24 protein-coding genes and 1 pseudogene are annotated in these 25,133 nt (G+C 73.5%); 8 read left to right on the plus strand and 17 right to left on the minus strand.

What is annotated here, in order from left to right:
• The first annotated feature begins 58 nt into the window (after positions 1-58).
• A complete protein-coding gene (locus ACRYR2_RS18095; RefSeq protein ID WP_432564314.1) occupies positions 59-1,174 on the plus strand; it encodes a type IV pilus twitching motility protein PilT in 1,116 nt (371 codons plus the stop codon).
• Positions 1,175-1,198: 24 nt separating this feature from the next.
• Here ACRYR2_RS18095 and ACRYR2_RS18100 read toward each other — a convergent pair whose 3' ends face one another.
• Complete coding sequence (locus ACRYR2_RS18100; RefSeq protein ID WP_432564290.1) at positions 1,199-1,339, minus strand: hypothetical protein; 141 nt, start codon at positions 1,337-1,339, stop codon at positions 1,199-1,201.
• 101 nt (positions 1,340-1,440) lie between these two features.
• Here ACRYR2_RS18100 and ACRYR2_RS18105 point away from each other — a divergent pair, with 101 nt between their 5' ends.
• Both ACRYR2_RS18105 and ACRYR2_RS18110 read left to right on the plus strand, forming a co-directional pair.
• Positions 1,441-2,445 carry a GlxA family transcriptional regulator gene (locus ACRYR2_RS18105; RefSeq protein ID WP_432564291.1) on the plus strand — a complete coding sequence of 335 codons (1,005 nt, stop codon included), beginning with the start codon at positions 1,441-1,443 and terminating at the stop codon, positions 2,443-2,445.
• A 9-nt stretch (positions 2,446-2,454) separates the two neighbouring features.
• Positions 2,455-3,300, plus strand: a complete 846-nt coding sequence (locus ACRYR2_RS18110; RefSeq protein ID WP_432564292.1) for a YihY/virulence factor BrkB family protein — start codon at positions 2,455-2,457, stop codon at positions 3,298-3,300.
• On the opposite strand, the gene ACRYR2_RS18115 is transcribed toward ACRYR2_RS18110, so the two are convergent.
• Complete coding sequence (locus ACRYR2_RS18115; RefSeq protein WP_432564293.1) at positions 3,282-5,414, minus strand: methyl-accepting chemotaxis protein; 2,133 nt, start codon at positions 5,412-5,414, stop codon at positions 3,282-3,284. The genes ACRYR2_RS18110 and ACRYR2_RS18115 overlap by 19 nt on opposite strands.
• A 64-nt stretch (positions 5,415-5,478) precedes the next feature.
• Positions 5,479-5,997 carry a DinB family protein gene (locus tag ACRYR2_RS18120; RefSeq protein WP_432564315.1) on the minus strand — a complete coding sequence of 173 codons (519 nt, stop codon included), beginning with the start codon at positions 5,995-5,997 and terminating at the stop codon, positions 5,479-5,481.
• Between the two features lie 63 nt (positions 5,998-6,060).
• Between ACRYR2_RS18120 and ACRYR2_RS18125 the strand changes: the two genes are divergently transcribed.
• A complete protein-coding gene (locus ACRYR2_RS18125; protein WP_432564294.1) occupies positions 6,061-6,894 on the plus strand; it encodes a DUF3626 domain-containing protein in 834 nt (277 codons plus the stop codon).
• Here the strand turns inward: ACRYR2_RS18125 and ACRYR2_RS18130 are convergent.
• Positions 6,881-7,120, minus strand: a complete 240-nt coding sequence (locus ACRYR2_RS18130) for a hypothetical protein (RefSeq protein WP_432564295.1) — start codon at positions 7,118-7,120, stop codon at positions 6,881-6,883. The two genes, ACRYR2_RS18125 and ACRYR2_RS18130, sit on opposite strands and share 14 nt — an antisense overlap.
• Positions 7,114-7,485: pseudogene (locus ACRYR2_RS18135) on the minus strand (methyltransferase domain-containing protein); the annotation flags it as partial. The pseudogene ACRYR2_RS18135 and the gene ACRYR2_RS18130, both read right to left, overlap by 7 nt.
• Before the next feature lie 129 nt (positions 7,486-7,614).
• Between ACRYR2_RS18135 and ACRYR2_RS18140 the strand changes: the two are divergent.
• Positions 7,615-9,222: a methyl-accepting chemotaxis protein gene (locus ACRYR2_RS18140; protein ID WP_432564296.1), complete on the plus strand. Its 1,608-nt coding sequence runs from the start codon at positions 7,615-7,617 to the stop codon at positions 9,220-9,222.
• Between the two features lie 162 nt (positions 9,223-9,384).
• Here the strand turns inward: ACRYR2_RS18140 and ACRYR2_RS18145 are convergent, their stop codons facing one another.
• From ACRYR2_RS18145 to ACRYR2_RS18155, 3 genes are read right to left on the minus strand one after another with little or no spacing between them, the layout of a single operon-like run.
• The gene (locus tag ACRYR2_RS18145; protein ID WP_432564297.1) at positions 9,385-9,942 is read right to left on the minus strand and encodes an MFS transporter; all 558 of its coding nucleotides are present in this window, start codon (positions 9,940-9,942) and stop codon (positions 9,385-9,387) included.
• Complete coding sequence (locus ACRYR2_RS18150; RefSeq protein ID WP_432564298.1) at positions 9,921-10,571, minus strand: MFS transporter; 651 nt, start codon at positions 10,569-10,571, stop codon at positions 9,921-9,923. The genes ACRYR2_RS18145 and ACRYR2_RS18150 overlap by 22 nt, the downstream gene beginning before the upstream one ends.
• Positions 10,568-11,035, minus strand: coding sequence for a MarR family winged helix-turn-helix transcriptional regulator (locus ACRYR2_RS18155; RefSeq protein WP_432564299.1), 468 nt, complete (start codon positions 11,033-11,035; stop codon positions 10,568-10,570). Before ACRYR2_RS18155 ends, ACRYR2_RS18150 begins: the two co-directional genes overlap by 4 nt.
• 52 nt (positions 11,036-11,087) lie before the next feature.
• On the opposite strand from ACRYR2_RS18155, the gene ACRYR2_RS18160 reads away from it, so the two are divergent.
• Both ACRYR2_RS18160 and ACRYR2_RS18165 read left to right on the plus strand, forming a co-directional pair.
• Positions 11,088-11,858 (plus strand): MOSC domain-containing protein, encoded by a 771-nt coding sequence (locus ACRYR2_RS18160; RefSeq protein WP_432564300.1) that lies wholly within the window; start codon positions 11,088-11,090, stop codon positions 11,856-11,858.
• Positions 11,851-12,795, plus strand: coding sequence for a PDR/VanB family oxidoreductase (locus tag ACRYR2_RS18165; RefSeq protein ID WP_432564301.1), 945 nt, complete (start codon positions 11,851-11,853; stop codon positions 12,793-12,795). Before ACRYR2_RS18160 ends, ACRYR2_RS18165 begins: the two co-directional genes overlap by 8 nt.
• A gap of 36 nt (positions 12,796-12,831) precedes the next feature.
• On the opposite strand, the gene ACRYR2_RS18170 is transcribed toward ACRYR2_RS18165, so the two are convergent.
• The 9 genes from ACRYR2_RS18170 to ACRYR2_RS18210 form a co-directional block, all read right to left on the minus strand.
• Positions 12,832-13,608: an amino acid ABC transporter ATP-binding protein gene (locus ACRYR2_RS18170; protein WP_432564302.1), complete on the minus strand. Its 777-nt coding sequence runs from the start codon at positions 13,606-13,608 to the stop codon at positions 12,832-12,834.
• The gene (locus ACRYR2_RS18175; protein WP_432564303.1) at positions 13,605-14,588 is read right to left on the minus strand and encodes an amino acid ABC transporter permease; all 984 of its coding nucleotides are present in this window, start codon (positions 14,586-14,588) and stop codon (positions 13,605-13,607) included. The genes ACRYR2_RS18170 and ACRYR2_RS18175 overlap by 4 nt, the downstream gene beginning before the upstream one ends.
• Positions 14,585-15,502 carry an ABC transporter substrate-binding protein gene (locus ACRYR2_RS18180; protein WP_432564304.1) on the minus strand — a complete coding sequence of 306 codons (918 nt, stop codon included), beginning with the start codon at positions 15,500-15,502 and terminating at the stop codon, positions 14,585-14,587. Before ACRYR2_RS18180 ends, ACRYR2_RS18175 begins: the two co-directional genes overlap by 4 nt.
• Before the next feature lie 100 nt (positions 15,503-15,602).
• Complete coding sequence (locus ACRYR2_RS18185) at positions 15,603-17,279, minus strand: DUF7800 domain-containing protein (protein ID WP_432564305.1); 1,677 nt, start codon at positions 17,277-17,279, stop codon at positions 15,603-15,605.
• Positions 17,280-17,330: 51 nt separating this feature from the next.
• Positions 17,331-17,996 carry a uridine kinase family protein gene (locus ACRYR2_RS18190; protein ID WP_432564306.1) on the minus strand — a complete coding sequence of 222 codons (666 nt, stop codon included), beginning with the start codon at positions 17,994-17,996 and terminating at the stop codon, positions 17,331-17,333.
• Between the two features lie 10 nt (positions 17,997-18,006).
• A complete protein-coding gene (locus tag ACRYR2_RS18195; RefSeq protein ID WP_432564307.1) occupies positions 18,007-18,609 on the minus strand; it encodes a GDSL-type esterase/lipase family protein in 603 nt (200 codons plus the stop codon).
• Positions 18,610-18,798: 189 nt separating this feature from the next.
• Complete coding sequence (locus ACRYR2_RS18200; protein WP_432564308.1) at positions 18,799-22,623, minus strand: multifunctional oxoglutarate decarboxylase/oxoglutarate dehydrogenase thiamine pyrophosphate-binding subunit/dihydrolipoyllysine-residue succinyltransferase subunit; 3,825 nt, start codon at positions 22,621-22,623, stop codon at positions 18,799-18,801.
• An 88-nt stretch (positions 22,624-22,711) separates the two neighbouring features.
• On the minus strand, positions 22,712-23,875 hold the full coding sequence (locus ACRYR2_RS18205; RefSeq protein ID WP_432564309.1) for a sensor histidine kinase: 1,164 nt from the start codon (positions 23,873-23,875) through the stop codon (positions 22,712-22,714).
• Positions 23,872-24,642: a response regulator transcription factor gene (locus tag ACRYR2_RS18210; RefSeq protein ID WP_432564310.1), complete on the minus strand. Its 771-nt coding sequence runs from the start codon at positions 24,640-24,642 to the stop codon at positions 23,872-23,874. The genes ACRYR2_RS18205 and ACRYR2_RS18210 overlap by 4 nt, the downstream gene beginning before the upstream one ends.
• Before the next feature lie 106 nt (positions 24,643-24,748).
• Between ACRYR2_RS18210 and ACRYR2_RS18215 the strand changes: the two genes are divergently transcribed.
• Positions 24,749-25,133, plus strand: a 385-nt coding sequence (locus ACRYR2_RS18215; RefSeq protein WP_432564311.1) for an IMP dehydrogenase, incomplete at its 3' end; no start/stop codon positions are given.

Raw genomic sequence — 25,133 nt, forward strand, 5'->3', positions numbered from 1 at the left:
CGCCGCGCCCGATGCCGCAGGGGTGACGATCACCCAGGGCAGCGAAGGAACGGCGCCGGTGCCGCCGGCGGGCGGCCACACCGCGGCGCCCGTCGAGCCGCTCATCACCCCGTACCTGCGGGCGCTGGTGGACCTGCGCGGCTCCGACCTGCACTGCAAGGCGGGGTCCCCGCCGCGGATCCGGATCGACGGCCGGCTGCGCTCGCTGCAGGCCCCGCCCCTGACGGCCGAGGTCACCGAGCGGATGCTGGAGCAGATCCTGCGCGCCGACCTCATCGAGGAGTTCGCCCGCACCCACGAGGCCGACTTCGCCTACAGCCTGCCGGGCGGCGCGGGCCGCTTCCGCGTCAACGCCTTCCGCCAGCGCGGGTCGGTCGGGCTGGTGCTGCGCCGCGTCGCCGCGCAGGCCGTCCCGCTGGCCGGGCTCGGCGTCCCGCCGGTCATCGAGCAGCTGGCGCTGGAGCACCGCGGTCTGCTGCTGGTCACCGGCCCCACCGGCTCGGGCAAGACGACCACGCTGGCCGGGATGATCGACCACATCAACACCGTGCGCGAGTCCCACATCGTGACGATCGAGGACCCCATCGAGGTCCTGCACACCGACAACCGGTCGATGATCAGCCAGCGCGAGGTGCGCCTGGACACGGCCGACTTCACCACGGCGCTGCGGGCGGCGATGCGCCAGGACCCCGACGTCATCCTCGTCGGCGAGATGCGCGACCAGGAGACGGTCAAGGCGGCGCTGTCGGCCGCCGAGACCGGTCACTTCGTCATGTCGACGCTGCACACCATCGACGCGGCCGAGACGATCTCGCGCATCATCGACTTCTTCCCCCCGCACGAGCAGAAGCAGGTGCGCCTGGCCCTGGCCGGGTCGCTGCGCGGCATCGTCTGCCAGCGGCTGGTCCCGCGCGCCGACGGCGCCGGCCGGTGCGTGGTCATGGAGGTCTGCGTGAACACGGGCCGCATCGCCGACGCGATCGCCGACCCGGACAAGACGAACCTCATCACGGACCTGATCCGCGAGGGGCAGTACTACCAGATGCAGACGTTCGACCAGCACCTCGTGACGCTGGTCCGGGACGGGATCGTGACGCTGGAGGACGCGCAGAACGCCGCCTCCAGCCCGCACGACCTCGCCGTCGAGCTGCGCCGCCTGGGCCTGGTCGCCTGAGCGGTCGCGGTCGCGGTCGCGGCCTCAGCGCCGGCCCGGGTAGGGCACCGGGCCGTCGTCGGACCACTCGCGCGAGGCCCGCGAGTCGGCGCCGAAGCGGGGTGCGGTCAGGGCCAGCACCACGAGCAGCAGGAGCAGCAGCAGGGCTGTCAGGTCGGTGGACACGGCCCCAGCGTGCGCGCGGGCCGGCCCCGGAACGAGTGGCAGCTCTGCCGAGGTTCGCTCACATCCTGCCAACCCCGCCGATCGCTGGCACACTGCCGGGCATGGAGCAGGTGCAGGGCCTCCACGACGTCGCCGTCGTCGTGGAGGAGGGGTTCTCGGCCTTCGAGTTCTCGGTGGCGTGCGAGGTGTTCGGCATCGACCGCACCGACGACGGGGTCCCGCCGTTCCGCTTCGCGGTGTGCACCGAGCACGGGGGACCGGTGCGTTCCCGGCACGGCTTCACCCTGAGCACCGACGAACGCCTCGACCGTCTCGACGAGGCCGACCTGGTCATCGTGACGCCCACCGAGCTGAGCCTGGGATCGCGCAGCGACCGCCTGGCCGGGCACCTGCACCGCGCCGTCGAGCGTGGCGCCACGGTCGCGAGCTTCTGCAGCGGCGCCTTCACCCTGGCCGAGGCCGGGCTGCTCGACGGCCGCCGCGCCACCACGCACTACCGCTACGCCGCCGAACTGGCCCGCCGGTACCCGCTCGTCGAGGTCGTGCCCGACGTGCTCTACGTCCAGGACGGCCCGGTCGCCTCCAGCGCCGGCACCTCGGCCGGCATCGACCTGGCCCTGCACCTGGTCCGCGAGCACCACGGCACGGCCGTGGCCACCGCCATCGCCCGCCGGATGGTCGTCCCCCCGCACCGTGACGGCGGTCAGGCGCAGTACGTCGAGGCGCCCGTGCGCCCGTGCGCGGACGAGTCGCTGGGGCGGGCGCTGGAGTGGGCCGCCGGCAACCTGCACACCGACATCGACGTCGCGGCCTGGGCGCGCACGGCCGCCATGTCCGCGCGCACCTTCGCGCGCCGGTTCCGGGCCGAGACGGGCGTCACCCCGCACCGCTGGCTGCTGGAGCGGCGCATCGCCGCGGCCCGGCTGCTGCTGGAGGACGGCGACCAGAGCGTGGAGGAGGTCGCCCGTCGCTGCGGGTTCGGCTCCACGGCGATGCTGCGCCAGCACTTCCTGCGCCTCGTGGGCACAACCCCGACCGCCTACCGCCGCGCCTACCGCGGCGCGCGCGCCCCCGAACCCGTGCGCCTCGTGCCCCAGGGTGCGTGATCGGGGCGCATGAGGTTCCTGCGCGGCCTGTTCCGCGACGTCCACCTGCGGTTGCAGGGCCACGACCTGTTCCTCGTCTCGGCCGGTGTGACGTTCTACGCCGCGATCGCGCTGGTTCCCTCGCTGGTGGTCGTGGTGCGGTTGATCGCGCTCGTCGTCGGCCCGGGCGAGGTGCTCGCCCTGGCCGACGCCGTCGGCCGGGCGCTGCCCTCGGCGCAGAACGCCGGCGACGTCGTGCGCGACCTCGCCGCGACGGCCGTCGACGTCGGCTGGAGCGCGGTGCTCATCGCGCTCGTCCCGGCGACCGTCTACGGCGAGGGGCTGCGACGGGGGCTGGCCCGGGTCAGCGTCCGGCACCCCGAACCGGCTCCACCGGCGGTGCAGGGCCGGGTGGGGGCCTGGAAGGTCCGGCTGCAGGCGCTGCCGCTGCTGCTGCTGGCCCCGGCGGGGTTCCTGGCGGTCCTGGAGGTGGCGCCCTACCTCGTGCGGTTGTTCGGGTCCGGCTCGTTCGGCAGCTCGGCGCTGGCGGTCTACATCGCGCTCAACGTGGACTGGCTCGTCGTCTCACCGGTGCTGGTCTACGTGTACCGCGTCCTCGGCCCGAACCGGCCCGGCTGGTGGGCGGCGATCTGGGGCGGGTACGCGACGGGGGCGTTCGTGTCGGGTTTCCTGCAGGGTTTCGTGCTGTTCCTGGCGATCCCGGTCGACCTGGGTGCCCCCTTCGGCGGGTACACCCAGGTCGGCGGGGCGGTCGCGGTGTGCCTGTGGCTGTGGCTGTTCACCGCGCTGACCGTCTACGGCTACGCGATCACCCTGGAACTGCAGCGCCGGCGCGATCAGCGCAGCGTGAACTGACGCACCTCGGCGTCCAGCGAACCGGCCACCCCGGCCAGGTCCTCGACCGAGGCGCGCACGGCGCGGACCTCGTCGTTGGTGCCCTGGACGGCGCCGGCGGTGCCCTCCAGGGCGGTGGCGATGCCGCTCGACTGGTTGGCCGCGACGTGCAGCGTGCCGCTGATCGCGGTCGTGGTCGCCAGCTGCTCGGCGACGGCCGCGGCGATGGTCGCCTGCAGTTCGTCGATGTGCGCGATGGTCTCGGAGATGCGGGCGATGTCCGCGCGGACGGTGGAGGCCTCGGACTGCACCGCGGTCAGGGTCGGGGCGATCTCCTCGGTGGCCTGGGCGGTCTGCCGGGCCAGCTCCTTGACCTCCTCGGCCACGACGGCGAACCCGGCGCCGGCCTCACCGGCGCGGGCGGCCTCGATGGTCGCGTTGAGGGCCAGCAGGTTCGTCTGCGCCGCGATCGCGGTGATGGTGCGCAGCACGTCGGCGATCTGCTGCGAGCTGGCGCCCAGCCTCTCGACGGTGCCGGTCGCGGCCTGCGCCAGCTGCACGGCGTCGCTCGCGACGACGGTGACGTTGCTCGTGGTGGCCGACACCTCGTCGGCCGCGGCGCGCAACTGCTCCACGGCGGCGGAGACCTCGTGCACGCCGCCCGAGACGCCGGTGGCGTCGCCGGTGACGGTGGCGATCTCGGAGGCGGTGGAGTCGGCGGCCCCGGCCAGGCGGTCGCTGGCCCCGTCGAGCCGCTCGGCGGCCTCGGTGACGCGGGCGGCCCCGGCGCTCATCGCCGAGACGGCGTCGCGCACGGCGGAGGTGGCCTCGTCCAGGGCGCGGCCCATCGTGCCCAGCTCGTCGTCGCCGAACTGCTCACCCTCGGCCAGGACCTGCGCGGACAGGTCACGGGCCGCGACGCGGCGCAGGACGTCGGTGAGCCGGCCGATGCGGCGCACCAGGCTGCGCGCCAGGAGGGCGATGACGGCGGCCATCAGCACCGCCACGCCGACGCCGAGCAGCACGGTGTTGCGGACCAGGCTGGTGCCCCCGGCGGCGATCCGGTCGGTGACGGCCGTGGTGTCGGCCTCGGGCAGCCAGCTGGTGATGACCCAGTTGTAGGCCGGGTAGCGCGAGATGCCGACGGTGTAGCTGCCGGAGTCCAGGCGCACCTGGCGGGTGGTGAACTCACCGGCCGGCAGCTCCCCGGCCGCGGCGATGAGGTCGGCCACGTACGGCTGACCGTCGGTGTCGGTCGCCTCGATCATGGACTCGCCGTCGGTGCCGCCCCGGGGGGCCACGACCCCCGTCCCCCTGCTGGCGGCGGCGTCGGAGAACACCGCGTAGTAGCCCGTGCTGCCGACCGAGGAGGACGCCAGCGCCGAGCGCAGGGTGTCGGTGACGTCGGCCTGCGGCAGGCCGACGAAGACGGCCCCGACGATCTCGTCGCCGGCCGTGAGCGGCTCGTAGACGGTGACGTACGGCTTGTCCACGACGGTCGCGGTGCCGTGGTACGTCTCACCGGCCAGCAGCGACTCCACCACGGCGTTGGGCGTGCCGTCGGCTGCCGTGGCGGGGATGTAGGTGCCGATGGCGCGCGAGCCGTTCGCCCCGACGACGGTCGTCGCCACGCGCAGCATGTCGCCGGCGTCGTTCATCTTCTGGAAGACCGTGACGGTCGCCCCGGTCAGCCGGGCGGACTCGTCGATGCCGGGGACCACGACGTCCGGGTCGGCCTGCTGGCCCAGCCACGTGCCGCCGAACTCCAGCCGCGGCAGCGTGACGGTCGTGACGTCCTTGGTGGTCTGGTTGGTGGCCGTCCAGGTCGCGGTCTCACCGGCGTCCAGGGCGGGGGCGCCGAACTGCGAGAGCCGGGCGGTGGTGACCCGCAGGTCGGTGTCGAGCCAGCTCTGGACCGCGGCGGCCTGGGTGGAGACGGTCGTCTGGACCTGCGCGCCGGCGTCGTGCAGGGACTGCTCGGACATCGCACGGACGTCGGAGGCGGTGTCCTGCGACAGGTCGCTCACCTGGAACGCCGACAGCGCGCTCAGCAGTCCGGCCGTGACGACGACGGCACCGACCCCGGGCAGCAGCAGCTGCGAGCGGAGCGTGCGGGGACGCAGGGAGATGGCCACGGCGTGTCATCGGCCACCGCGTGCCGCAACTTCAGTGACCGGGGAGCAGAAGTTCTTGACAAGATCATCCGGCGGCTGTACGGACCTCCGGGTGATCGCCGGTGCGGCCGTCGATGAGCTCGCGCACGAGGTCGATGTGGCCGGCGTGCCGCGCCGTCTCCTCGATCATGTGGATGAGCACCCACCGCATCGTCACCGTCGCCCCGTGCCACGCCGTGCCACGCTCGGTGATCTTCACCTCGCGGATCGCCTCGTCCGCCGCCGCGCGGGCACGTTCGTAGTACGCCAGCACGCCCTCGGTCGTCTCCCACGGGTGGATCCGCCAGTCCGCCTGCGGGTCCTCGTCCAGGACGTCGGAGGCGATCTCGTCGCTCGGGCGCCCGAACGTGGAGCAGAACCACCCGTACTCGGTGGACGCCAGGTGCTTCACGGTGCCCAGCAGCGTGATCTCCGACCCGACGACGCGGCGGCGCAGCTGCTCGTCGTCCAGGTCCTGCAGCTTCCACAGGACGGCCTCGCGCTGTCGCTGCAGGCTGGCCACCAGGCTCGGCTTCTCACCTGCGGTGTACGGAACGAGCGTCATGCGTCGGAATCTAGGGGAGGCGCGCTGCCTCGGCCAACGCTCCGGTGTCATGATCCGGCGGTGGTGAGCCCCGCCGACCGCGCCCTGGCCCACGTGCGGGCCCGTGCCCGCGGCCGACCGCTGCCCGCCGGACTGCGCGTCACCGTCCACTTCCACCCCGACCGCCGGGTGCGCGACGGAACGGACCGCAGCACGCTGCGGCGGCTGCTGGACGACGGGACGTACCTGTCGCAGTTCGCGACCGGGACCAGCAACGGTGGACTGACCGCGCACCCCGGCGGCGACCGGTGGAACTGGGAGAGCCGGCTGTTCGGCGCCGCCTACGACGACGCGCCCGCCGGCGAGCGCCCCGTCTACGGGTCCCTGGACCACCGGCACCGGGCGGCCGGTGGGTCGGTGCGCTTCGGTTCGGCGCACCTGCGGCTGCGGCCGCAGGTGCTGGCCCGTACGACGTTCTGCTTCCCCGACTCGGCCGACCACCCCGTCGACCTCGGGGTGGCCGAACGCTGCGACCTGACGGCGCTCGCGGACGCCGGCGGTCGCGACGTGCTCGACGACTACGTCGAGGCGCACGTGCACGGCGGCGTCGTGCTCGCCCGCGACGTCGAGGCGCTCGTCCTGGACCCCTGCCACCGCGGTTCCCCCGTCGAGGAGCTCGCGCGCCGGTTCCCCGCACCCGTCGAGTGGCACCACGGGTTCGTCCTGTCCCGCGGCGACTTCGCACGACCGGACGTCGCCGCGTTCCGCGGCGCGGCGACCGCCCGGGTGGGTGCCTCGCTGGGACCTCTCGTCGATGCCGCCGTGATCGGGGCGGCCACCTGGACGGGGGAGCTCGACGAGCAGGTGCTCAAACGGGTGTGGCACTGCGTGGCGCGGTTCGGGGTCAGGAGCGGCTGAGGAGCAGGTACCGCTCGTCGCGGATCTCCCTGCCCCACAGCGCCGGGTCGTCCAGGGTCCGCACCCGCGCCTCGGCCCGGTGCCGGCGGACCAGGTGCTCGCAGTCCCGGGCACCGATCCCCGCGCCGGTCTCCCAGGACCCTTCGACGAGCAGCAGCAGGCCTCCCGGTGCGAGAGCAGTCCCGCCCAGGTCGCCAGCACCGCGTCGGGGTCCTCGAAGGTCCACAGCACGTGCCGGGCCAGCACGACGTCGACCGAACGTCCGGCGACCGGGGGAGCGGCCGCGTCGGCCACGTCGAAGGCCGCGGTGAGCCCGGCGGCTGCGACCTCGGCGCGGGCGACCTCGACCATGCGCGGCGACAGGTCGACGCCGTGCACGGCGTACCCGGCCGTGGCCAGCAGCAGCGACAGGGTGCCGGTGCCGCAGCCGAGGTCGGCGACGCGGGCGGGAGCCGGTGGCAGCAGCGGCAGGAGCAGGTCGCTCCACGCCCGGCGCACCGCCGGGTCGCGCAGGCCGTGGTCGGCCGCCTCGTCGAAGGTGTCGGCCTGCTGGTCCCAGCAGCGACGCTGCTCCTGCGCGCGGGAGTCCACGGACGGCTTCCTACCAGGGCACCCCTCCGGCGTCCCCCGGGAAGGGCCAGCTCGGGCTCAGACCGTCGCCGGACCCGCCGATGGGAGCCCTGATCCGTCTCCCGTGGGTCCTGCGAAAGGTCGTCCGCCATGTCGTCCCTGCTGCGCCGCGCCCGGGTGGGCACCCGCCTCGCTCTCGGCTTCGGCATCGTGCTCGCCCTGCTCGTGGCCACCGGTGCCACGGCGCTGGTCAGCATCGCCGGGCAGTCGCGCTCCCTGGCCGAGCAGCGGCAGATGACCCAGCTGCTGCGCTTCGTCGACGAGCAGCGCTTCTACGACGCCGACGTCAGCGGCTGGCAGGCCGCCTACGCCTGGGACGCGCGCCGTCTCGGACTGCCCGCGGCCGTGGAGGACTCCTCCGACAACCGCGCCGGGTTCCTGGCCTCCGCGGCGGCTCTGCGCGAGTCCCTGGAGGCCGCACCCACCGAGCTCATGACCGACGGGGAGCGTGAGCTCGCCGGACAGGTCGCCTCGCTGTGGGACGACTACTTCGCCTCCGACGACCGGGCTGTGGCCCTGTACCGCGCCGGGGACGTCGCGGCCGCCGAGGCCGAGGTCCTGGAGGTCGGCTTCGCCGCCTACGCGGACATGCTGGCCGCCACGCAGGAACTGTCCGCATCGGTGGAAGCCCGCGCCGAGGCGGCCGCCACCCAGGCCGATGCCGCCGCCGGGCACAGCCGCGACCTGGTCGTGGCCACGCTGACCGTCGCGGCCGTGCTGGTCGTGCTGCTGCTGGTGACCCTGACCCGCAGCATCGTCGGCCCGCTGCGCCGCAGCGTCGCCGACCTGCACCGCGTCGCCGAGGGCGACCTGACCGTCGTCCCCGTCGTCGACGGCGGCGACGAGTTCCGCGGCATGGCGCAGGCGCTGGACGCCGCGGTCTCCGCCACCCGCCGCACCGTCGCCGACGTCGGCGACATCGCCCGCGAGGTCGCCGGGATGGCCGAGGAACTGGCCGGGCGTGCGCAGGAACTGTCCGCCGCCAACGAGCGGACCACCGGCGACACCGACCGCGCCGCCCGTTCGGCCGAGGTCGTCTCCGCCGACGTGGCCACCATCGCCACGGGCGCGGAGGAGCTGGGCTCGGCCATCAACGAGATCTCCTCGGGCATGGCGCAGTCGGCGTCGGTGGCCCGGGAAGCCGTCGAGGCGGCCGAGAGCACCCGCGTCACCGTCGCCGAGCTGGGCCAGGCCACCCGCGCGATCGCCAGCGTCGTGGGCACCATCACCGCGATCGCCGAGCAGACGAACCTGCTGGCGCTGAACGCCACGATCGAGGCGGCCCGCGCCGGGGAGATGGGCAAGGGTTTCGCGGTGGTGGCCGGGGAGGTCAAGGAGCTGGCGCAGCAGACCGCGCAGGCCACCGAGGACATCACCGGCAAGGTGGCGGCCATCGAGCGCGGCAGTGGTGACGCGGCGGCCACCATCGGCCGCATCGCCGAGATCATCGCCCGCATCGACGACCACCAGGCCACCATCGCCGCTGCGGTGGAGGAGCAGACCGCGACCACCGGTGAGCTGGTCCGCACGGTGGCCGGCGCGGCGGGGGGTACCCAGGAGATCGCCGGGGTGCTCACGGCCGTGGCGGGCGCCAGCGCCGTGGACCGCTCCAGCCTGGAGCAGGTGCGCACGTCCGTGGGTGCGCTGCGCGAGACCTCCGGGCGGCTGCGCGAGGCCGTGGGCGCCTTCCGCGTCTGAGGCGCGCGGCGGCCCAGCCCGACGCGCCGCTCCGGGAGTCGTCCCGACGGTGAGGCTCCGAGGCGAGGCCGAGGGGTCCTCGCGCGGAGCGGGTCGGCCGTGCAGGGAGGTGCGGGTGTCCCGAGGACGTCGTGGCGGCGAGGGAACGGGGACACCCGTGGCTCACTCCACGTGGTGACACCGGTGGGTGCGACAGCGCGGCGATCGCCACCACAGCGCAGCGATCGCCGCCACCGCGCACACCCCGCCCAGCGCCACCGAGGCCCCCGGCGACGTGAGTTCCGCGACCGCCCCCGTCCGCAGGTTCCCGCAACCCGGCCCCGCCACCCCGACGACGTTCTCGAGCGCGCTGACCCGCCCGAGGAACTCCTCGGGCGTGAACTGCTGGACCAGGGCGCCGCGGGCGATGACCGACACCGTGTCCGCGGCGCCGGCGAGCACCAGGAAGCCGATCGAGAGCACGCCGTCCGACAGCCCGAAACCCGTCAGCGCCACGCCCCAGCCGCAGCCGCCGAGCACGACCCGGCGCCCCAGGTCGCCCGACCGCGTCACCCGCCCGCTGAGGACCCCGGCGGCGATCCCGCCCGCGGCCAGTGCCGACAGGAACCACCCCGTCGCCGCGGGAGTCCCGAACCGTTCCACCGCGAGCGCCGGGAACGCGCTCACCGGCATCGCCAGCACCGTCGCCGCCAGGTCGCTCAGCAGCACCCCGCGCAGCACCGGCCGCCGCCACACCTGCACGGCACCGGCCAGCGGGGAGGAGGGCGGGGCGGGGACCGGTGCGCCGGGAGCCCGCGCAGCAGCGCGACCGCCACCAGCGCGGCCGCCGCGTCCACCCCGTACGCCACCGACGGCCCGGTCGCCGACAGCAGCAGCGCCCCCACGGCCGGCCCGGCCAGCAGCCCGACCTGGAACGACAGGTGCAGCAGCGCGACGCCGGCCGGCACGTCCGCGGCCGGCAGCACCCGGCGCAGGAACGTCCGCCGCGCCGGCGCCCCGCACGCCCCGGCCAGGGTCTGCGCCGCGACCAGCGTCAGCAGCACCGGCAGCGGAGCGGACCCCGCCACGAGCGCCAGGGCCGCCGCGCAGCCGGCGGCGGCGACGGTGCAGGCCAGGACCACCCGCCGCCGCTCGCACCGGTCGGCGAGCGCGCCGCCGACGAGGTTGCCCGCCACCGTCGCCACCGCGGCGAGGGCACCGGCGAGTCCGGTGAGCAGCACGCTGCCGCTGTCCACCTGCACCTGGACCAGCAGGGCCGTCGCGGCCAGCTGGCCGCTCAGCCCGGTGGCCGTCGCCGACAGCCACACCCTGCGGAAGCCCCGCTGCCGCAGCGGCCGCAGGTCCGTCACAGGTGCCGGGCGATCCGGTCCCGGAACGACTCGCGCTGCAGCGCCGCCGTCATCTCCTCCACCACCTGCTGCAGCGGCGTCGACAGCCCGGCCTGCACCTCGTCCCAGGCCGCCTCGGTGGCCCGCCACTCCGCGTCCAGGAAGCCCACGAGGTCGCGCGCGGCGTCGGTGAGGTCGACGGTCCGCGTCCGCGCGTCGGGGCCGGGGGCGCTGTCGACGAGTCCGGCCGAGCGCATGGCGCTCACGGTCTGGCTCATCGCCGAGTGCGTCACCCCGGTCGACGCGGCCAGGGCCCCGACCGTCACCGGGCCGTCGTGGTGCAGCCGCAGCAGCGGCAGGACGAACCGCGGGCGGACGTGACCGAGACCGCGCTCGGCGTAGAGCCGGGCGATCTCCTCGTCCATGGCCGCGATCAGGTGCAGCACGGGTCCCGGGCCGGAGGAGGTGGAGGGGGTGAACGTCACAGCGCTGATACAACAGTGCTGTCAGATCAGCGTCAACCGGTAGGCTCACCGCGTGAACGCCCACGTCGACGGCCTCTTCGTCTACCCCGTCAAGGGCATGACCCCCCAGCCGCTCGACCGCGTTCGCCTGACCGCCGGGCGCGGCGTCCCCTTCGACCGCACCATCGCCCTGGCCCGCCCGGACGGGAAGTACGTCCCGGGGATGCAGCACGGCATCTCCAAGCGCGAGTACTACGTCCTCGTCGCCGAGGAACGGCTCGCCGGCCTGACCACCCACCTCGACACCGCCACGTCCACCTGCACCGTCGACGTCCGCGGTCACCGCGTCCTGACGGCCGACCTGACGACGGAGGAGGGCCTGGCCGGCCTGCGCGCCTTCTACGCCCGCGTCCTGGACCTGCCACCGGGCAGCGAACCCGTCGTCGCCCGCGACGAGGGCCGGCGCTTCACCGACACCGCGCACGGCTCCGACGAGCAGATGGAGTACGTCTCCGTGGTCAACCTCGCCTCGGTCCGCGACTTCGCGCAGCGCATCGGCGAGGAGGTCGACCCCCTGCGCTTCCGCGGCAACGTCCACGTCGACGGTCTCGAACCGTGGTCCGAGTTCGACCTCGTCGGGCAGGAGTTCACCCTCGGCGACGTCCGCGTCCGCGGGACGGAGCTGACGCGGCGGTGCGCCGCGACCGAGGTCCGCCCCGGCGTCGGGCGACGCGACCTGCCCGTCCCGCAACTGCTCTCACGGACCTACGGACACGAGTACATGGGTTTCTACGTCCAGGTCCTGACCGACGGCGACGTGCGCGTGGGGGCTCCCGTTGCCTGAGCGTCTGCACCTGGTCGTCGCCGAACGCGACGACCTCACCGCCGCGGTCGCGCGGTTCGTCCTGCGCGATCCCGACGGCGCGGCCCTGCCCGGCTACCGGGGCGGCGCGCACGTCACCGTCACCACCCCCTCGGGGCAGCGGCGCAGCTACAGCCTCGTCGATCCCGGCGGTCGCGCGCCGCAGCAGTACGTGATCTGCGTGCGCCGCGACCCGGGCGGTCGCGGCGGATCGGTCAGCATGCACGACGACGTCCACCCGGGCGACGTCCTGGAGGTCACCTGGCCGGCGAACAACTTCGCGCTCAAGCGCGCCAAGCGGTACCTGTTCATCGCCGGCGGCATCGGCATCACCCCGATCCGCGCGATGGTCGGGGAACTGCGGGCCCGCGGGGGAGCGCAGATCGAGCTGCTCTACCTGACCCGCAGCGCCGAGGAGACCGCCTTCCTCGACGAGTTCAGCGAGGACGGGACGCTGCTGCACCACAGCGCCACCTCCGGCCGGCTGGACCTGTGGCCCCACCTGGAGCACCCCGACGACGACACCCGGATCTACTGCTGCGGCCCCACCGCGCTGATCGAGGAGGTCCTCGCGCTGACGGCGCACTGGCGGCCCAGCCGCGTCCACGTCGAGGACTTCGCCGGCGTCGACGCGCTCGGCGGCCGCCGGACGCCGTTCACCGCCGTCTGGGCGCCCACCGGGCAGCGCATCGAGGTCCCCGCCGACAAGAGCCTGCTGAACTCGCTGCGCAGCGGCGGCGTGGACGTGGACGGATCGTGCGAGTCGGGGACCTGCGGCACCTGCCGGTTGCGCCTGCTCGCCGGGGAGGCCGACCACCGCGACCTCGTCCTGACCGGGCAGGAGCGCGCGGACCACGTCATGCCGTGCGTCTCGCGCGCCCTGAGCCAGGAGATCACCGTGGCGCCCACGGCCCCCTGACCCGCACCGGCCGGGCCAGGAGGTCGCGCGGGCCCGCTACTCCGCCTGGTCCTGCAGCATCCGGGCCAGGAACGTGCGGGTCCGTTCCTCGCGCGGGCTGCCGATCACCTCGGCGGGGGTGCCGCTCTCCACGACGACCCCGGCGTCCATGAACACCACCTGGTCGGCCACGTCGCGGGCGAAACCCACCTCGTGCGTCACGACGACCATGGTCGTCCCGTCGGCGGCCAGTTCCCGCATGACGGCCAGGACCTCCCCGACCAGCTCGGGGTCCAGCGCCGAGGTCGGCTCGTCGAACAGCATGAGCTTGGGCTGCATGGCCAGCGCCCGGGCGATGGCGACGCGCTGCTGCTGCCCACCGGACAGCTGCGCCGGGTAGTTGCCCGCCCGGTCGGCCAGCCCGACCCGCTCCAGCAGTTCCAGCGCCCGCCGCTGCGCGTCCGCCCCGGACTCCCCGCGGACCCTGACCGGCGCCTCGACGACGTTCTCCAGCGCGGTCATGTGCGGGAAGAGGTTGAACCGCTGGAACACCATGCCGATGTCCCGGCGCTGCCGGGCGATCTGCTTGTCGGTCAGCCGGTGCAACCGGCCGCCGCGTTCGGCCAGCCCGACGAGTTCGCCGTCGATCCGGATGCGGCCGCCGTCGATGCGCTCCAGGGAGTTGAGGCAGCGCAGGAACGTCGTCTTGCCCGACCCCGACGGGCCGAGCAGGCAGACGACCTGACCGGCGTGCACGTCCAGGTCGATGCCCTTGAGGACCTCCACGTGCCCGAAGCTCTTGTGCACGTTGCGCGCCTGGACCAACGGGATCACTTCGCACCTCCCGGGCCCAGCGACACGCCCGCCGCGGCGACGCGCTTGGACGGGCCCGTCCCGAACCCGCGGCCGAACCGCTTCTCCAGGAAGTACTGCCCGACCATGAGGATCGAGGTCGCGATCAGGTAGTACAGCATCGCGGCCATGTTCGTCGCGACGACCTGGTAGGTCCGCTGGCCGATCTGGCCGAGCTGGAAGAACAGCTCCAGGTTCACCGGGATCGCCACCAGCAGCGAGGTGTCCTTGAGCATGGCGATGACCTCGTTGCCCGTCGGCGGCACGATGACGCGCATCGCCTGCGGCAGCACGACCCGGCGCATCGCCAGCCCGCGCGACATGCCCAGCGCCTCGGCGGCCTCGTGCTGGCCGCGGTCCACGCTCAGCAGACCGGCGCGGGCGATCTCGGCCATGTACGCGGCCTCGGACAGCCCCAGCCCGAGGATGCCGCCGATGAGCCCGCCGGCGACGACCCCGCCCAGGACGTCGTAGATCGTCTGCTGCGGCACGGTGAACAACCGCAGCTCAGGGGTGCCGAACCAGTCGTGCAGCAGGAAGTCGAACGGGACCCCGAGGGAGAACCCCGTCGCGAACAGCGCCCCCAGCCCGCCGGTGAACGTCAGCAGCACGTAGCGCGGGATGGCCCGGAAGAACCACGTGTACGCCCACGAGACCGCCGCCAGCACGGGGTTCCCCGACAGTCGCAGCACCGCCAGCAGGACCCCGCCGAGGACACCGATGACCATGGCCAGCACCGTCGTCAGCAGGGTCCCCAGCAGGAAGCCCTTGATGACGATGCTCTGGTTCATCGCCTCGAAGGTGAAGCCCCAGTCGAAGGCGGGGTTGGTGAACAGCAGGTGCCCGAGCATGAGCACCAGCACGGCGATGACGGCGATCGCGACCCAGCGCCAGGGGTGCTTGACCTCGACCGCGTCGATCGTTCCCGGCCGGTCCCCGTCGGGAGTGTCGCTGAGCGTCACGGGTTGACCGGGAACTCGGTCACGGCCCCGTCCTCGGCGCCCCAGTTGGCCAGCGCCGCGGCGTAGGAGCCGTCGTCGGCGATCTCCTGCAGCGCCTGGGAGATGGCGTCGGCGGTGCCGGTCTGCTCCTTGGCCACGACGATGCCGTACGGGGCGGCGTCGTAGATCTCACCGACCAGTTCCAGGCCCTCGGTCTGCTGGACGGCGTAGGCGGCGATGGGGGAGTCGGCCAGCATGGCCTGGACCCGCCCCTGGACGAGGGCGTTGGTGGCGTCCTGCTGGGAGTCGAAGGACAGCACCTGGATGGCCGGCTTGCCGGCGGCGGTGCACGCCTCCTGCTTGGCGGGCAGGTCGTCGTCGGACTGGGTGGTGCCGGTCTGCACCGAGACGGTCTTGCCGCAGGCGTCGGCCGGGTCGACGCCCTCGGGGTTGCCCGCCTTCGTCGCCCACTGGGTGCCGGCGTTGTAGTACTGCACCATGTTCACCTGCTGCTTGCGGGCCTCGTTGATGGTGAACGAGGAGATCGCCGCGTCGTAGCGGTTGCCCGAGACCCCGGTGATGAGGGAGTCGAAGCTGGCGTTGGAGTACTCCACCGTCACGCCCAGCTTGGCGCCGACGGCGTTCATGACGTCGATGTCCATGCCCTTGATCGTGTTCCCCTCGAGGAACTCGTTGGGGGCGTACTCGGCGTTGGTGCCCACGCGCAGCGTGCCGGAGTCCTGCACGGACTGGGGCAGCATCGCGGTCAGGGCGGCGTCGGCGCTGACGGCCGGGGCCGACGAGGTCGTGGTCGAACTGCTGGACCCACCTCCGGACAACGAGTCCGACCCGCAGCCGGCGGCGGCCAGCCCGACGGTGGTCAGGGCACCCAGGGTCAGGAGCAGGGAGCGGCGGGCGGTGGGACGAGCAGGCACGGGAACCTCCGGAGGCGAACGACGAGCCTGCACAGTGTGGACCAGGTGAGCAGCAGGTGAAGCGCTCAGGCAGACCTGACAGACCTTCGTAACGCAGTTGTCACACCGACCCGCGACGACCTGTCAACGAAACGGTCACGGTGCGTCGCAACCGGGGAGCGCCCTGGCACCGTCCGGCGTGGTCCACCTCGACGGTGGCCGCCCCGTCCGGGTCGAGCACCACGGTCATGACCCCGTTCTCGAACCACGGGCCGTGCTCGACCTGCCACGTGACGTCGGGTTCGCGGACCCCCGCCAGCAACGCCAGCCCGCGCAGGACGGCCCGCACCGGACGGCGGTCCAGGAGCCGGTTGGCCAGCTGCATGCCGCGGTCCAGAGGGTTGCGGAACGGCGACATCACCAGCTGGTGCACGGCCGTGCGGGCCGGGTCGACCCCGGGCAGCCGCACCTGCGCGGTGTAGCTGCAGTGCACGTCCCCTGACAGCAGCAGCACGCTCGCCGGCGCGTCCGGGCGCCGTCCCAGCTCACCGAGCAGCTCGACGAGCTGGCGGAAGGAGCGGTGGAACGCCGCCCAGTGCTCCAGGTCCGCGGCCTGCCGCAGCCTCTCGGCCCAGCCGGCGGCCCGGCGCCCGAACCGGCCGTCGGCCACGGCCTCGTCGAAGGTCTCGGCGTGGTGGATGCCGTGCAGCAGGAACGGCGGCAGCGTCGTGGCCAGCAGCAGGTGCCGCGCCCCCGGCGCCAGCGCCTGCCCGCGCACCCAGTCCCACTCGGCGGCGTCGGTGATGTACCGGGCGCCGGGGGTGAGCCGGCGCGAGCAGCGCGAGTCGATCGCGACCAGCCGCGTCGTGCCGAGGTCGCGGCTGAAGCTCCAGCGGGCCGTGCCGGGGTGGGTGTCGGCCGTGCGGGCGAACTCGTCGAGGACCGCGTCCCGTTCGGCGTCGTCCCCGGTCTCGCGCAGCACCCGCAGCAGGCGGTCGCCGGCCAGGTCGGCGGGGGACAGGTTGCCCAGGTGCTGGTAGATCCAGTAGCTCGCGAACGCGCCCGTCACCCGGTCGCGCCACCACGGCCGCTTGCCGACCTGCGTGCGCCACACGTCGGAGGTGTTCCAGTCGTCGCGCAGGTCGTGGTCGTCCAACAGCATGCAGGTGGGCACGGTCGACAGCAGCCAGCGCACCGGGTCCGGCCCCCACGTCTCGTGGTAGAGCCAGGTGTACTCCTCGAAGTCGCCGATCTCGTCGCGGACGTCCGGAGCCCCCTCGGGGCGGCCGGCGTTGCGTTCGCGCAGCCGCTCGACGATGCCGGGGTTGGGGTCGTCGGCGTAGACCTGGTCGCCCGCGAGGAGCAGGACGTCGGGCCGGTCACCGCCCTGCAGCAGCCGGCGCGCCAGCGCGGACAGCGCGTCGACCCCGACCAGCCGCGTGGACTCCTCGCCGTCGTCGCCGGCGCGGCGGCAGGAGCCGAACGCCAGCCGCACCGGTGCGCCGGGCGCCGCGGTGCGGATCTCGCTGGCCGGCCAGTCCCACACGGGCGGCCAGATCTGCCGGCCCTCCAGGGACACCGTGTACGGCAACGCCTGCCCGCTCGGCAGCCCCTCGACGACCACGAGCGCGAAGTGGTGCCCGTGCAGCGTCAGCGTCGGCTCCGACCCCCGCACGCAGGAGGCGCCGGGCAGCTGCACGTCCACGTGCACGACGCCCGGGACGTCCACCTCCACCCACACCGTGGCGCTGGAGGTGTCGACGTGGCGCAGGACCGGACCGAGCAGGGCAGCGGGCACCGGGCAATGTTGGACCACGGTCCCCACCGGCGCCCGTCGCACCCCGGAGCGCTACGGGAGGGCGCCGTGAGCCACGGCGACCTCGCCCGGCGCCAGGTCGATCGTGGGCGTGCCGGCCACGACGAGCCGCGCCCGCTCCCAGGGCCTCTGCCCGGCCAGGAACGGCAGCTCGGCGGCCTCCCACTCGTCCCAGAAGGCGTTCGCCTGCTCGTGGTCGCCGTTGACACCGGAGGCGACGTCGCGGTCGATGCCGCGGGCCCGGGCCACCTGGAGGTCGGAGGCGACCCAGACGACGGTGTCGAGGTGGTCGGTCAGTTCCCGCCGTCCCGCCCCCACGCCCTCCACGAGCACGACGTCGACGCCGGCGGGCACGTCGATCGAGCCCTCGCGCCCGTGCGGTGCCCAGCCCGGGGGCGTGCAGCGGACCGCCTCACCGCGGCGCAGGGGCGCCAGGACACCGTCGCGCAGCAGCTCGGCCCAGTCGAAGAAGGAGTGGTGCCAGGCGACGTCGTCGGTGTGCGCGACGACCGCCTCCAGCCCCCGGCCGCGCGCTTCCCCGTGCAGCACCCCGGCCAGCGTCGACTTGCCCGACGCGCTGCGGCCGTCGACGGCCACGACGGCCGGGCGAGCGGCCCCCGCCAGGAGCGCGTCGAGCACCGCGGCGACCGGGCTGGGCCGCCACGGCCCGAACTGCGGCTCCTGCGGAGGCGTGCGCATCAGGGCCGCCTCAGGGCTGGGGGACGCCCAGCCAGTCGTACCAGCCGCTGTGCAGCACCAGCCACGCCAGCAGCCCGTACCCGGCCTGACCGGGGTGGACGCCGTCGGAGGCGGCCAGGTCGGCGTACCAGTCCTCGTGCTCCAGCAGCGGGGAGAAGGTGTCGACGTAGGTGATGCGGCGGCGGGCGCACACGTCGGCGAAGGCGTCGGCGAGGTCGCCGATGCGCTCGTTGCGCTCGGAGTCCGAGACGGGCGTGGGACCGACGACGAGCGTCGGCAGCCCCCGGGCCTCGCACTCGTCGAGGACGTTGGCGAGGTTGAGGCGGCTGCGCGCCAGCGTGGTGCCGGCGTCGATGTCGGCGTGCCCCAGGCCCACGACGAGGCGGTGCTCGTCGCCGCCGGCGAACCGGCGGGAGGTCTCCTCGCGCCAGCGGACGTTCAGGTCGGTCGTCGTCTCGCCCGGGACGCCGAGGGGGAAGAAGGTGATGTCGCGGTCCTCGCGGGGGGTGCGGGCCGACACGCGACCCACCCACCCCAGCGCGCGGGGGTCGCCGACCCCGGTGACGAACTCGTCGCCGATGAGGCACACCCGCACGTCGTAGCGGCCGTTCACTGCTGGTCCTCGCTCACGCGGGTGGTGCTCCTTGAGATCGGGGAAGGCTCGGTCGAAGGGGGGCGGGATGTCCGGGGCGAGGATAGTCGCTCACGGGGGCGGGAGCCGCGGGCCAGGCCACGAACGGCGGCACGGCGGAGCCCGCCACCCCGAGGGGGTGGCGGGCTCGGCCGGTGGACGACGCGGGCGTCAGCGCGCGAAGGCCTCCTCGACGATCTGCCGCTGCTCGGCCTGGTGCCGCTTGGCCGAACCGGCCGCGGGCGAGGCCGACGCCGGACGCGAGACCAGCCGCAGCTTGGCGGCCAGCGAGGGGAACAGGCCCATCGCCACGTGCCACCAGCCGCCCTGGTTGGCCGGCTCCTCCTGCACCCACACGTACTCCGCGTCCGGGTACTGCCCCAGGACCTGCAGGACCTGCTCGACGGGCAGCGGTGCGAGCTGCTCGAGCCGGACGATGGCCGTGCGGGTGTCCCCGCGGGAGGCCCGCTCGGCGGCCAGGTCCCAGTAGACCTTGCCCGAGCACAGCAGCACCCGGTCGACCTGCGTGGCGTCCAGGCCGCCCTGGTCGGCGACGACCTCCTGGAAGGTGCCCTTCGTGAAGTCCTCGACGTCGGACTGGGCGGCCTTCAGGCGCAGCATCGACTTCGGGGTGAAGACGATGAGCGGCTTGCGCGGCCGGGCGTAGGCCTGGCGGCGCAGCAGGTGGAAGTAGCTGGCCGGGGTCGAGGGGACCGCGACCGTCATGTTGTCCTCGGCGCACAGCTGCAGGAACCGCTCGATGCGGCCCGAGGAGTGGTCGGGGCCCTGGCCCTCGTAGCCGTGCGGCAGCAGCAGCACGACCGAGGACGGCTGGCCCCACTTCTGCTGACCGGCCGCGATGAACTCGTCGATGACGGTCTGCGCACCGTTGAAGAAGTCGCCGAACTGCGCCTCCCACAGCACCAGCGCGTCCGGACGCTCCACCGAGTAGCCGTACTCGAAACCCATGGCGGCGTACTCGGACAGCAGCGAGTCGTAGATCCAGAACTTCGCCTGCTCGGCGCCCTCGCGGCCCAGGTACAGCAGCGGGGTCCACTCGGCGCCGGTCTTGCGGTCGGTCAGGACCGCGTGCCGCGAGACGAACGTGCCGCGCCGGGAGTCCTGACCGGCCAGGCGGATCGGGGTGCCCTCCATGAGCAGTGAGCCGAAGGCGAGCAGCTCGCCCCAGCCCCAGTCGATCCCGCCCTCGACGGACATCTGCTCGCGCTTGTCGAGCAGCTGCCGCAGCTTGGGGTGCACGGTGAAACCCTCCGGCGGGTTGGCCTGCACCTGCCCGATGTGCTTGAGCACCGCGGCGTCCACGGCCGTCTCGCGCGCCTGCGCCGGGGCCTGCTCGTCGGCCTCCTGCGCCGAGGGCTTCTCCAGCCCGCCGCGCGAGTCGCCGTCGACCGGCCCGTCCTTGGTCTCCTTGGTCTCCGCGAACGCCCGCTCGAGCTGGGCGGAGTAGTCGCGCAGCGCCTCCTCGGCCTCCTCCACGGAGATGTCGCCGCGGCCGATGAGCTGCTCGGTGTAGCTCTTGCGGACGCTGCGCTTCTTCTCGATGAGGTTGTACATCAGCGGCTGCGTCATCGAGGGGTCGTCGCCCTCGTTGTGACCGCGGCGGCGGTAGCAGACCATGTCGATGACGACGTCCTTGTCGAACTCCTGACGGAACTCGAACGCCAGCTGCGCCACCCGGACGCAGGCCTCGGGGTCGTCGCCGTTGACGTGGAAGATCGGCGCCTGGATCATCCGGCCGACGTCGGTGCAGTACACCGACGAGCGCGAGGAGGCCGGGGCCGTGGTGAACCCGACCTGGTTGTTGATGACCACGTGCACCGTGCCGCCGGTGCGGTACCCGCGCAGTTGCGACAGGTTCAGCGTCTCGGCCACCACGCCCTGACCGGCGAACGCCGCGTCGCCGTGGATGAGGACCGGCAGCACCGGGAACGAGGCCCCGGCCAGGTTGATGCGGTCCTGCTTGGCGCGGGCCACCCCCTCCAGGACCGGGTTCACGGCCTCCAGGTGCGAGGGGTTGGCGGCGACGTAGACCTTCGTCTGCTCGCCGTCCTCACCGGTGAAGGTGCCCTCGGTGCCCAGGTGGTACTTCACGTCACCCGAACCCTGGACCGTGCGCGGGTCCTGCATGCCCTCGAACTCGCGGAACACCTGCGAGTAGCTCTTGCCCGCGATGTTCGTCAGGACGTTGAGCCGGCCGCGGTGGGCCATGCCCAGGCAGACCTCGTCCAGCCCGGCCGTGGCCGCGCGCGAGAGCAGCGCGTCCAGCAGGGCGATGACGGACTCGCCGCCCTCCAGGGAGAACCGCTTCTGCCCCACGTACTTGGTCTGCAGGAACGTCTCGAAGGCCTCGGCGGCGTTGAGCCGGCGCAGGATGCGCAGCTGCTCGGCCGCGGTCGGCTTGGCGTACGGGCGTTCCACCCGGTCCTGGATCCACTTGCGCTGGTCCGGTTCCTGGATGTGCATGTACTCGATGCCGACGGTGCGGCAGTACGAGTCGCGCAGGACGCCGAGGATGTCGCGCAGCTTCATGTGCGCCTTGCCGCCGAAACCCCCGGTGGGGAACTCCCGGTCGAGGTCCCACAACGTCAGGCCGTGGGTCTCGATCTCCAGGTCCGGGTGGATGCGCTGGCGGTACTCCAGCGGGTCGGTGTCGGCCATGAGGTGACCCCGGACCCGGAAGGCGTGGACCAGCTCGACCAGCCGGGCGGTCTTGTTCAGCTGGTCGTCGTGGCTGATCGAGATGTCCGGGGTCCAGCGGATCGGCTGGTACGGGATGTGCAGCGCCTGGAAGACGCGGTCGTAGAACCCGTCCTCGCCCAGCAGCTTGGAGTGCACGATCCGTAGGAACTCACCCGAGCCGGCGCCCTGGATGATGCGGTGGTCGTAGGTGGAGGTCAGCGTGATCGTCTTGCTGACCGCCAGCCGGGTCAGCGTCTCCTCGCTGGCGCCCTGGTACTCGGCCGGGTACTCCATCGCCCCGACGCCGATGATCGCGCCCTGGCCCTTGACCAGCCGCGGCACCGAGTGGACCGTCCCGATCGTGCCCGGGTTGGTCAGGCTGATCGTGGTGCCGGCGAAGTCGTCGGCCGTCAGCTTCCCGCCACGGGCCCGGCGCACGACGTCCTCGTAGGCGGTCCAGAACTCGCCGAAGTTCTTGTTCTCGCACTCCTTGACCGACGGCACCATGAGCTGGCGGGTGCCGTCGGGCTTGGGCAGGTCGATGGCGATGCCCAGGTTCACGTGCGCCGGCTGCAGCACGGCGGGTTTGCCCTTGGCGTCGGTCGTGTACGCCGCGTTCATCGACGGCATCGCCGCCAGCGCCTCGACGATCGCGAACCCGATGAGGTGGGTGAAGGAGACCTTGCCGCCGCGGGCGCGCTTGAGGTGGTTGTTGATGACGATCCGGTTGTCGACCAGGAGCTTGGCCGGGACCGCGCGCACGCTCGTCGCGGTCGGGACCTCCAGCGACTCCTCCATGTTCGTCACCACGCGGGCGGCGGGACCGCGCAGCGGGGTGACGGTGTCGGACGCGGGCTCGGCCTTCGTCCCGGCCTTCGTCCCGGCCCCGGGCGCCGCCTTCGCCGGCGGCGCGACCTTCGCCGGCTCGTCCGCGGGCCGGGGGGCCTTCACGGCCGGGGGCGTCTGCTGCCCGTCCTGCTTCGTCACCGGAGCCGGGGCCGGCCCGGGAGCCGGCTGCTCGGGCTGGGTGGCCGTCTTCGGGACCTCGTGCGCCGCACCGTTCCGCCCGGCCTCCTCGACCTGCGGACCCGCACCGTTCGCGCCCGACGGTGCGGCCTGGGTCGTGGTGCCGGCCGGGTTCTCGGCGGGGGAGTAGTCCTCGAAGAAGTCCCACCACGCCTTGTCGACGGAGTTCTTGTCGGCCTTGTACTGCTCGTACAGCTCGTCGACGAGCCATTCGTTGGGGCCGAAGGTGGCTGCGATCTTGTCCTCGTGGTGCGAGGGCTGTGGAGGCACGGCGGTGTCGCCTTCTTCCTCGTGTTGTCGATCCGACTGCGGGCGCACCGCCACCCTATCCCGGTGTGGTATGCGGTCGCCCGCCGCCCTAGGACCGCGAGGAACCCGGCGGTACCGATTTCGTCACAGCCGGTGCCTCACCAGTCACTCTAGGCAGGTGGACGTCGATGCGGCAGCCCCCCTCCTCGGGAGTCGGCGCCACCCGGATCGTCCCACCGTGCAACTGCACGGCCCACCGGGCGATGGCCAGGCCCAGCCCCGTGCCGCCGTCGGTGCGGGCGCTGCCGCGCTGGAAGCGCTCGAAGACGCGTTCGCGGTCGGCGTCGGCGATCCCCGGGCCCTGGTCCTGCACGCTGATCCGCACGACCTGACCCACCGCGTGCGCCGAGACGAACACCTTCCCGCCCGGCGGGGAGTGCCGGGAGGCGTTGTCCAGCAGGTTCGCGACGACCTGGTGCAACCGCGCCGAGTCCACCAGCACGTCCAGCTCCGGCGGGTCCACGTCCAGCACGAAGTGCACGTCGCGACCCGTCATCGACATCGCGCGGGTGGCCTGCTGCAGGAACGGCTCCAGCTGCAGGTACTCCCGGTCCAGCGACACCGCGCCGGCGTCCAGGCGGGACAGGTCCAGCAGCTGCTCGACCAGCCGGCCCAGCCGCTCGGTCTGCGCCAGCGCGGTGTTCAGGGTCTCGTGGTCGGGCTCGGTGACCCCGTCGACGAGGTTCTCCATGACCGCGTGCAGCGCCGAGACCGGCGTGCGCAGCTCGTGGCTGACGTTGGCGACCAGCTCGCGCCGCTCGCGGTCCACGGCCTCGAGGTCCTCGGCCATCCGGTTGAAGGCGTCGGCCAGCTCGCCGACCTCGTCGTTGGAGGTCGACCGGACGCGACGGGAGTAGTCACCGGTGGCCATCGCGCGCGCGGCCACCGTCATCTCGCGCAGGGGAGAGGTCATGCCGCGGGCCAGCACCTGGGTGAAGACGAGGGTGACGACGATCGAGATCGGCAGCGTGTACCGCGGGCCGATGTGGTGGTACAGCCCCTGCCAGACCAGCAGCGCGGCCACGGTCACCGAGGCCGCGACCAGCAGGGCCAGCTTGGTCTTGATGGAGTGCACCGGGTCCAGCGGCCGCACGTCCGGCCAGGGCCGGCGCGTGGCCTTCGCCGCACCGGCGCGGGCGTCGTGGGCGGCGCCGGTGATGGGGATCGGACCCGTCAGGCCGGTCCCGGCGGGCTCCGGCTGCTGCGACGTCACGGTGCCTCCTGGCCGCCGGTGGGCTCGAAGGCGTACCCGACACCGTGCACGGTGCGGACCAGGTCGGCACCCAGCTTGCGGCGCAACGCCTTCACGTGGCTGTCGACGGTCCGGGTGCCCGAGGCGTCCACCCAGTCCCAGACCTCCTCGAGCAGCTTCTCGCGCGTCAGCACGGTGCGCGGCGACTCGGCCAGGCACACCAGCAGGTCGAACTCGGTGGGGGTCAGGTGGACCTCCTCTCCGGCGCGGCGGACCCGGCGCTGGGCGCGGTCGATCTCCAGCTCGCCGTCGGAGACGGCGAACCGCATCGCCTCGCTCGCCGGGGCGGGGGAGCCGACCAGGGTGCGGGCGCGCTCGACGCGGCGGACCAGGCCGTTGACCCGGGCCACGAGCTCACGCATCGAGAACGGCTTGGTCATGTAGTCGTCGGCCCCGACCCCCAGGCCGACGAGCTTGTCGGTCTCGTCGTCGCGCGCGGTGAGCATCAGCACCGGCACCGGCCGGGCGGCCTGGACCCGGCGGCACACCTCCAGGCCGTCGAACCCCGGGAGCATCACGTCGAGCACCACGACGTCGGGGGTGACCCGCTCGCACAGCTCGACCCCGCCGGGACCGTCGCCGGCGGTCTCGACCGTGTACCCCTCGGCGCGCAGCCGGCGGGCGACGGCGTCGGCGATGGTCGGCTCGTCCTCGACCACGACGGCCGTGCGCGGCTGCTGCTGCTGGCCCGGGCCGCCCGGGGCCGCCGAGGTGGTTCCCATGCTCATGCCGGCCAGCGTAGGACGGCCGCGCCCGCGCGAACCCGTGCCCGACCCGGACGCCCGCTGTGTGCACGAGCCCTGCACACGCTCTCCCCGCACCTACCCTGGTGCCGTGCGCTTCCTCGACGGCCAGCAGCCCCGGCACGACCTCACCTACAACGACGTGTTCCTGGCCCCCTCGCGGTCGGCCGTCACGTCCCGGCTCGACGTGGACCTGTCCACCGGGGACGGCACCGGCACGACGATCCCGGTGGTGGTCGCGAACATGACGGCCGTCTCGGGCCGGCGGATGGCCGAGACGATCGCCCGCCGCGGCGGGATGGCGGTGCTGCCGCAGGACCTGCCGCTCGACGTCGTCGCCGAGGTCGTCGCGTGGGTCAAGGGCCGGCACCCGGTGTTCGAGACGCCGGTGGTGCTGCACGAGCACGACACCGTCGCCGACGCGCTGAACCTCATCCCCAAGCGCTCGCACGAGGCGGCCGTCGTCCTGGACGCCG

Origin of the sequence: Kineococcus deserti (assembly GCF_050871945.1) — a bacterium.
GTDB lineage: Bacteria > Actinomycetota > Actinomycetes > Actinomycetales > Kineococcaceae > Kineococcus.

Excerpts from the sequence above, each read along its gene's own strand:
- ACRYR2_RS18105 (WP_432564291.1), top strand. The coding sequence starts at position 1,441 with ATGGAGCAGGTGCAGGGCCTCCACGACGTCGCCGTCGTCGTGGAGGAG.
- ACRYR2_RS18110 (WP_432564292.1), top strand. The coding sequence starts at position 2,455 with ATGAGGTTCCTGCGCGGCCTGTTCCGCGACGTCCACCTGCGGTTGCAG.
- ACRYR2_RS18120 (WP_432564315.1), bottom strand. The coding sequence starts at position 5,997 with ATGACGCTCGTTCCGTACACCGCAGGTGAGAAGCCGAGCCTGGTGGCC.
- ACRYR2_RS18140 (WP_432564296.1), top strand. The coding sequence starts at position 7,615 with ATGTCGTCCCTGCTGCGCCGCGCCCGGGTGGGCACCCGCCTCGCTCTC.
- ACRYR2_RS18190 (WP_432564306.1), bottom strand. The coding sequence starts at position 17,996 with ATGCGCACGCCTCCGCAGGAGCCGCAGTTCGGGCCGTGGCGGCCCAGC.
- ACRYR2_RS18210 (WP_432564310.1), bottom strand. The coding sequence starts at position 24,642 with ATGAGCATGGGAACCACCTCGGCGGCCCCGGGCGGCCCGGGCCAGCAG.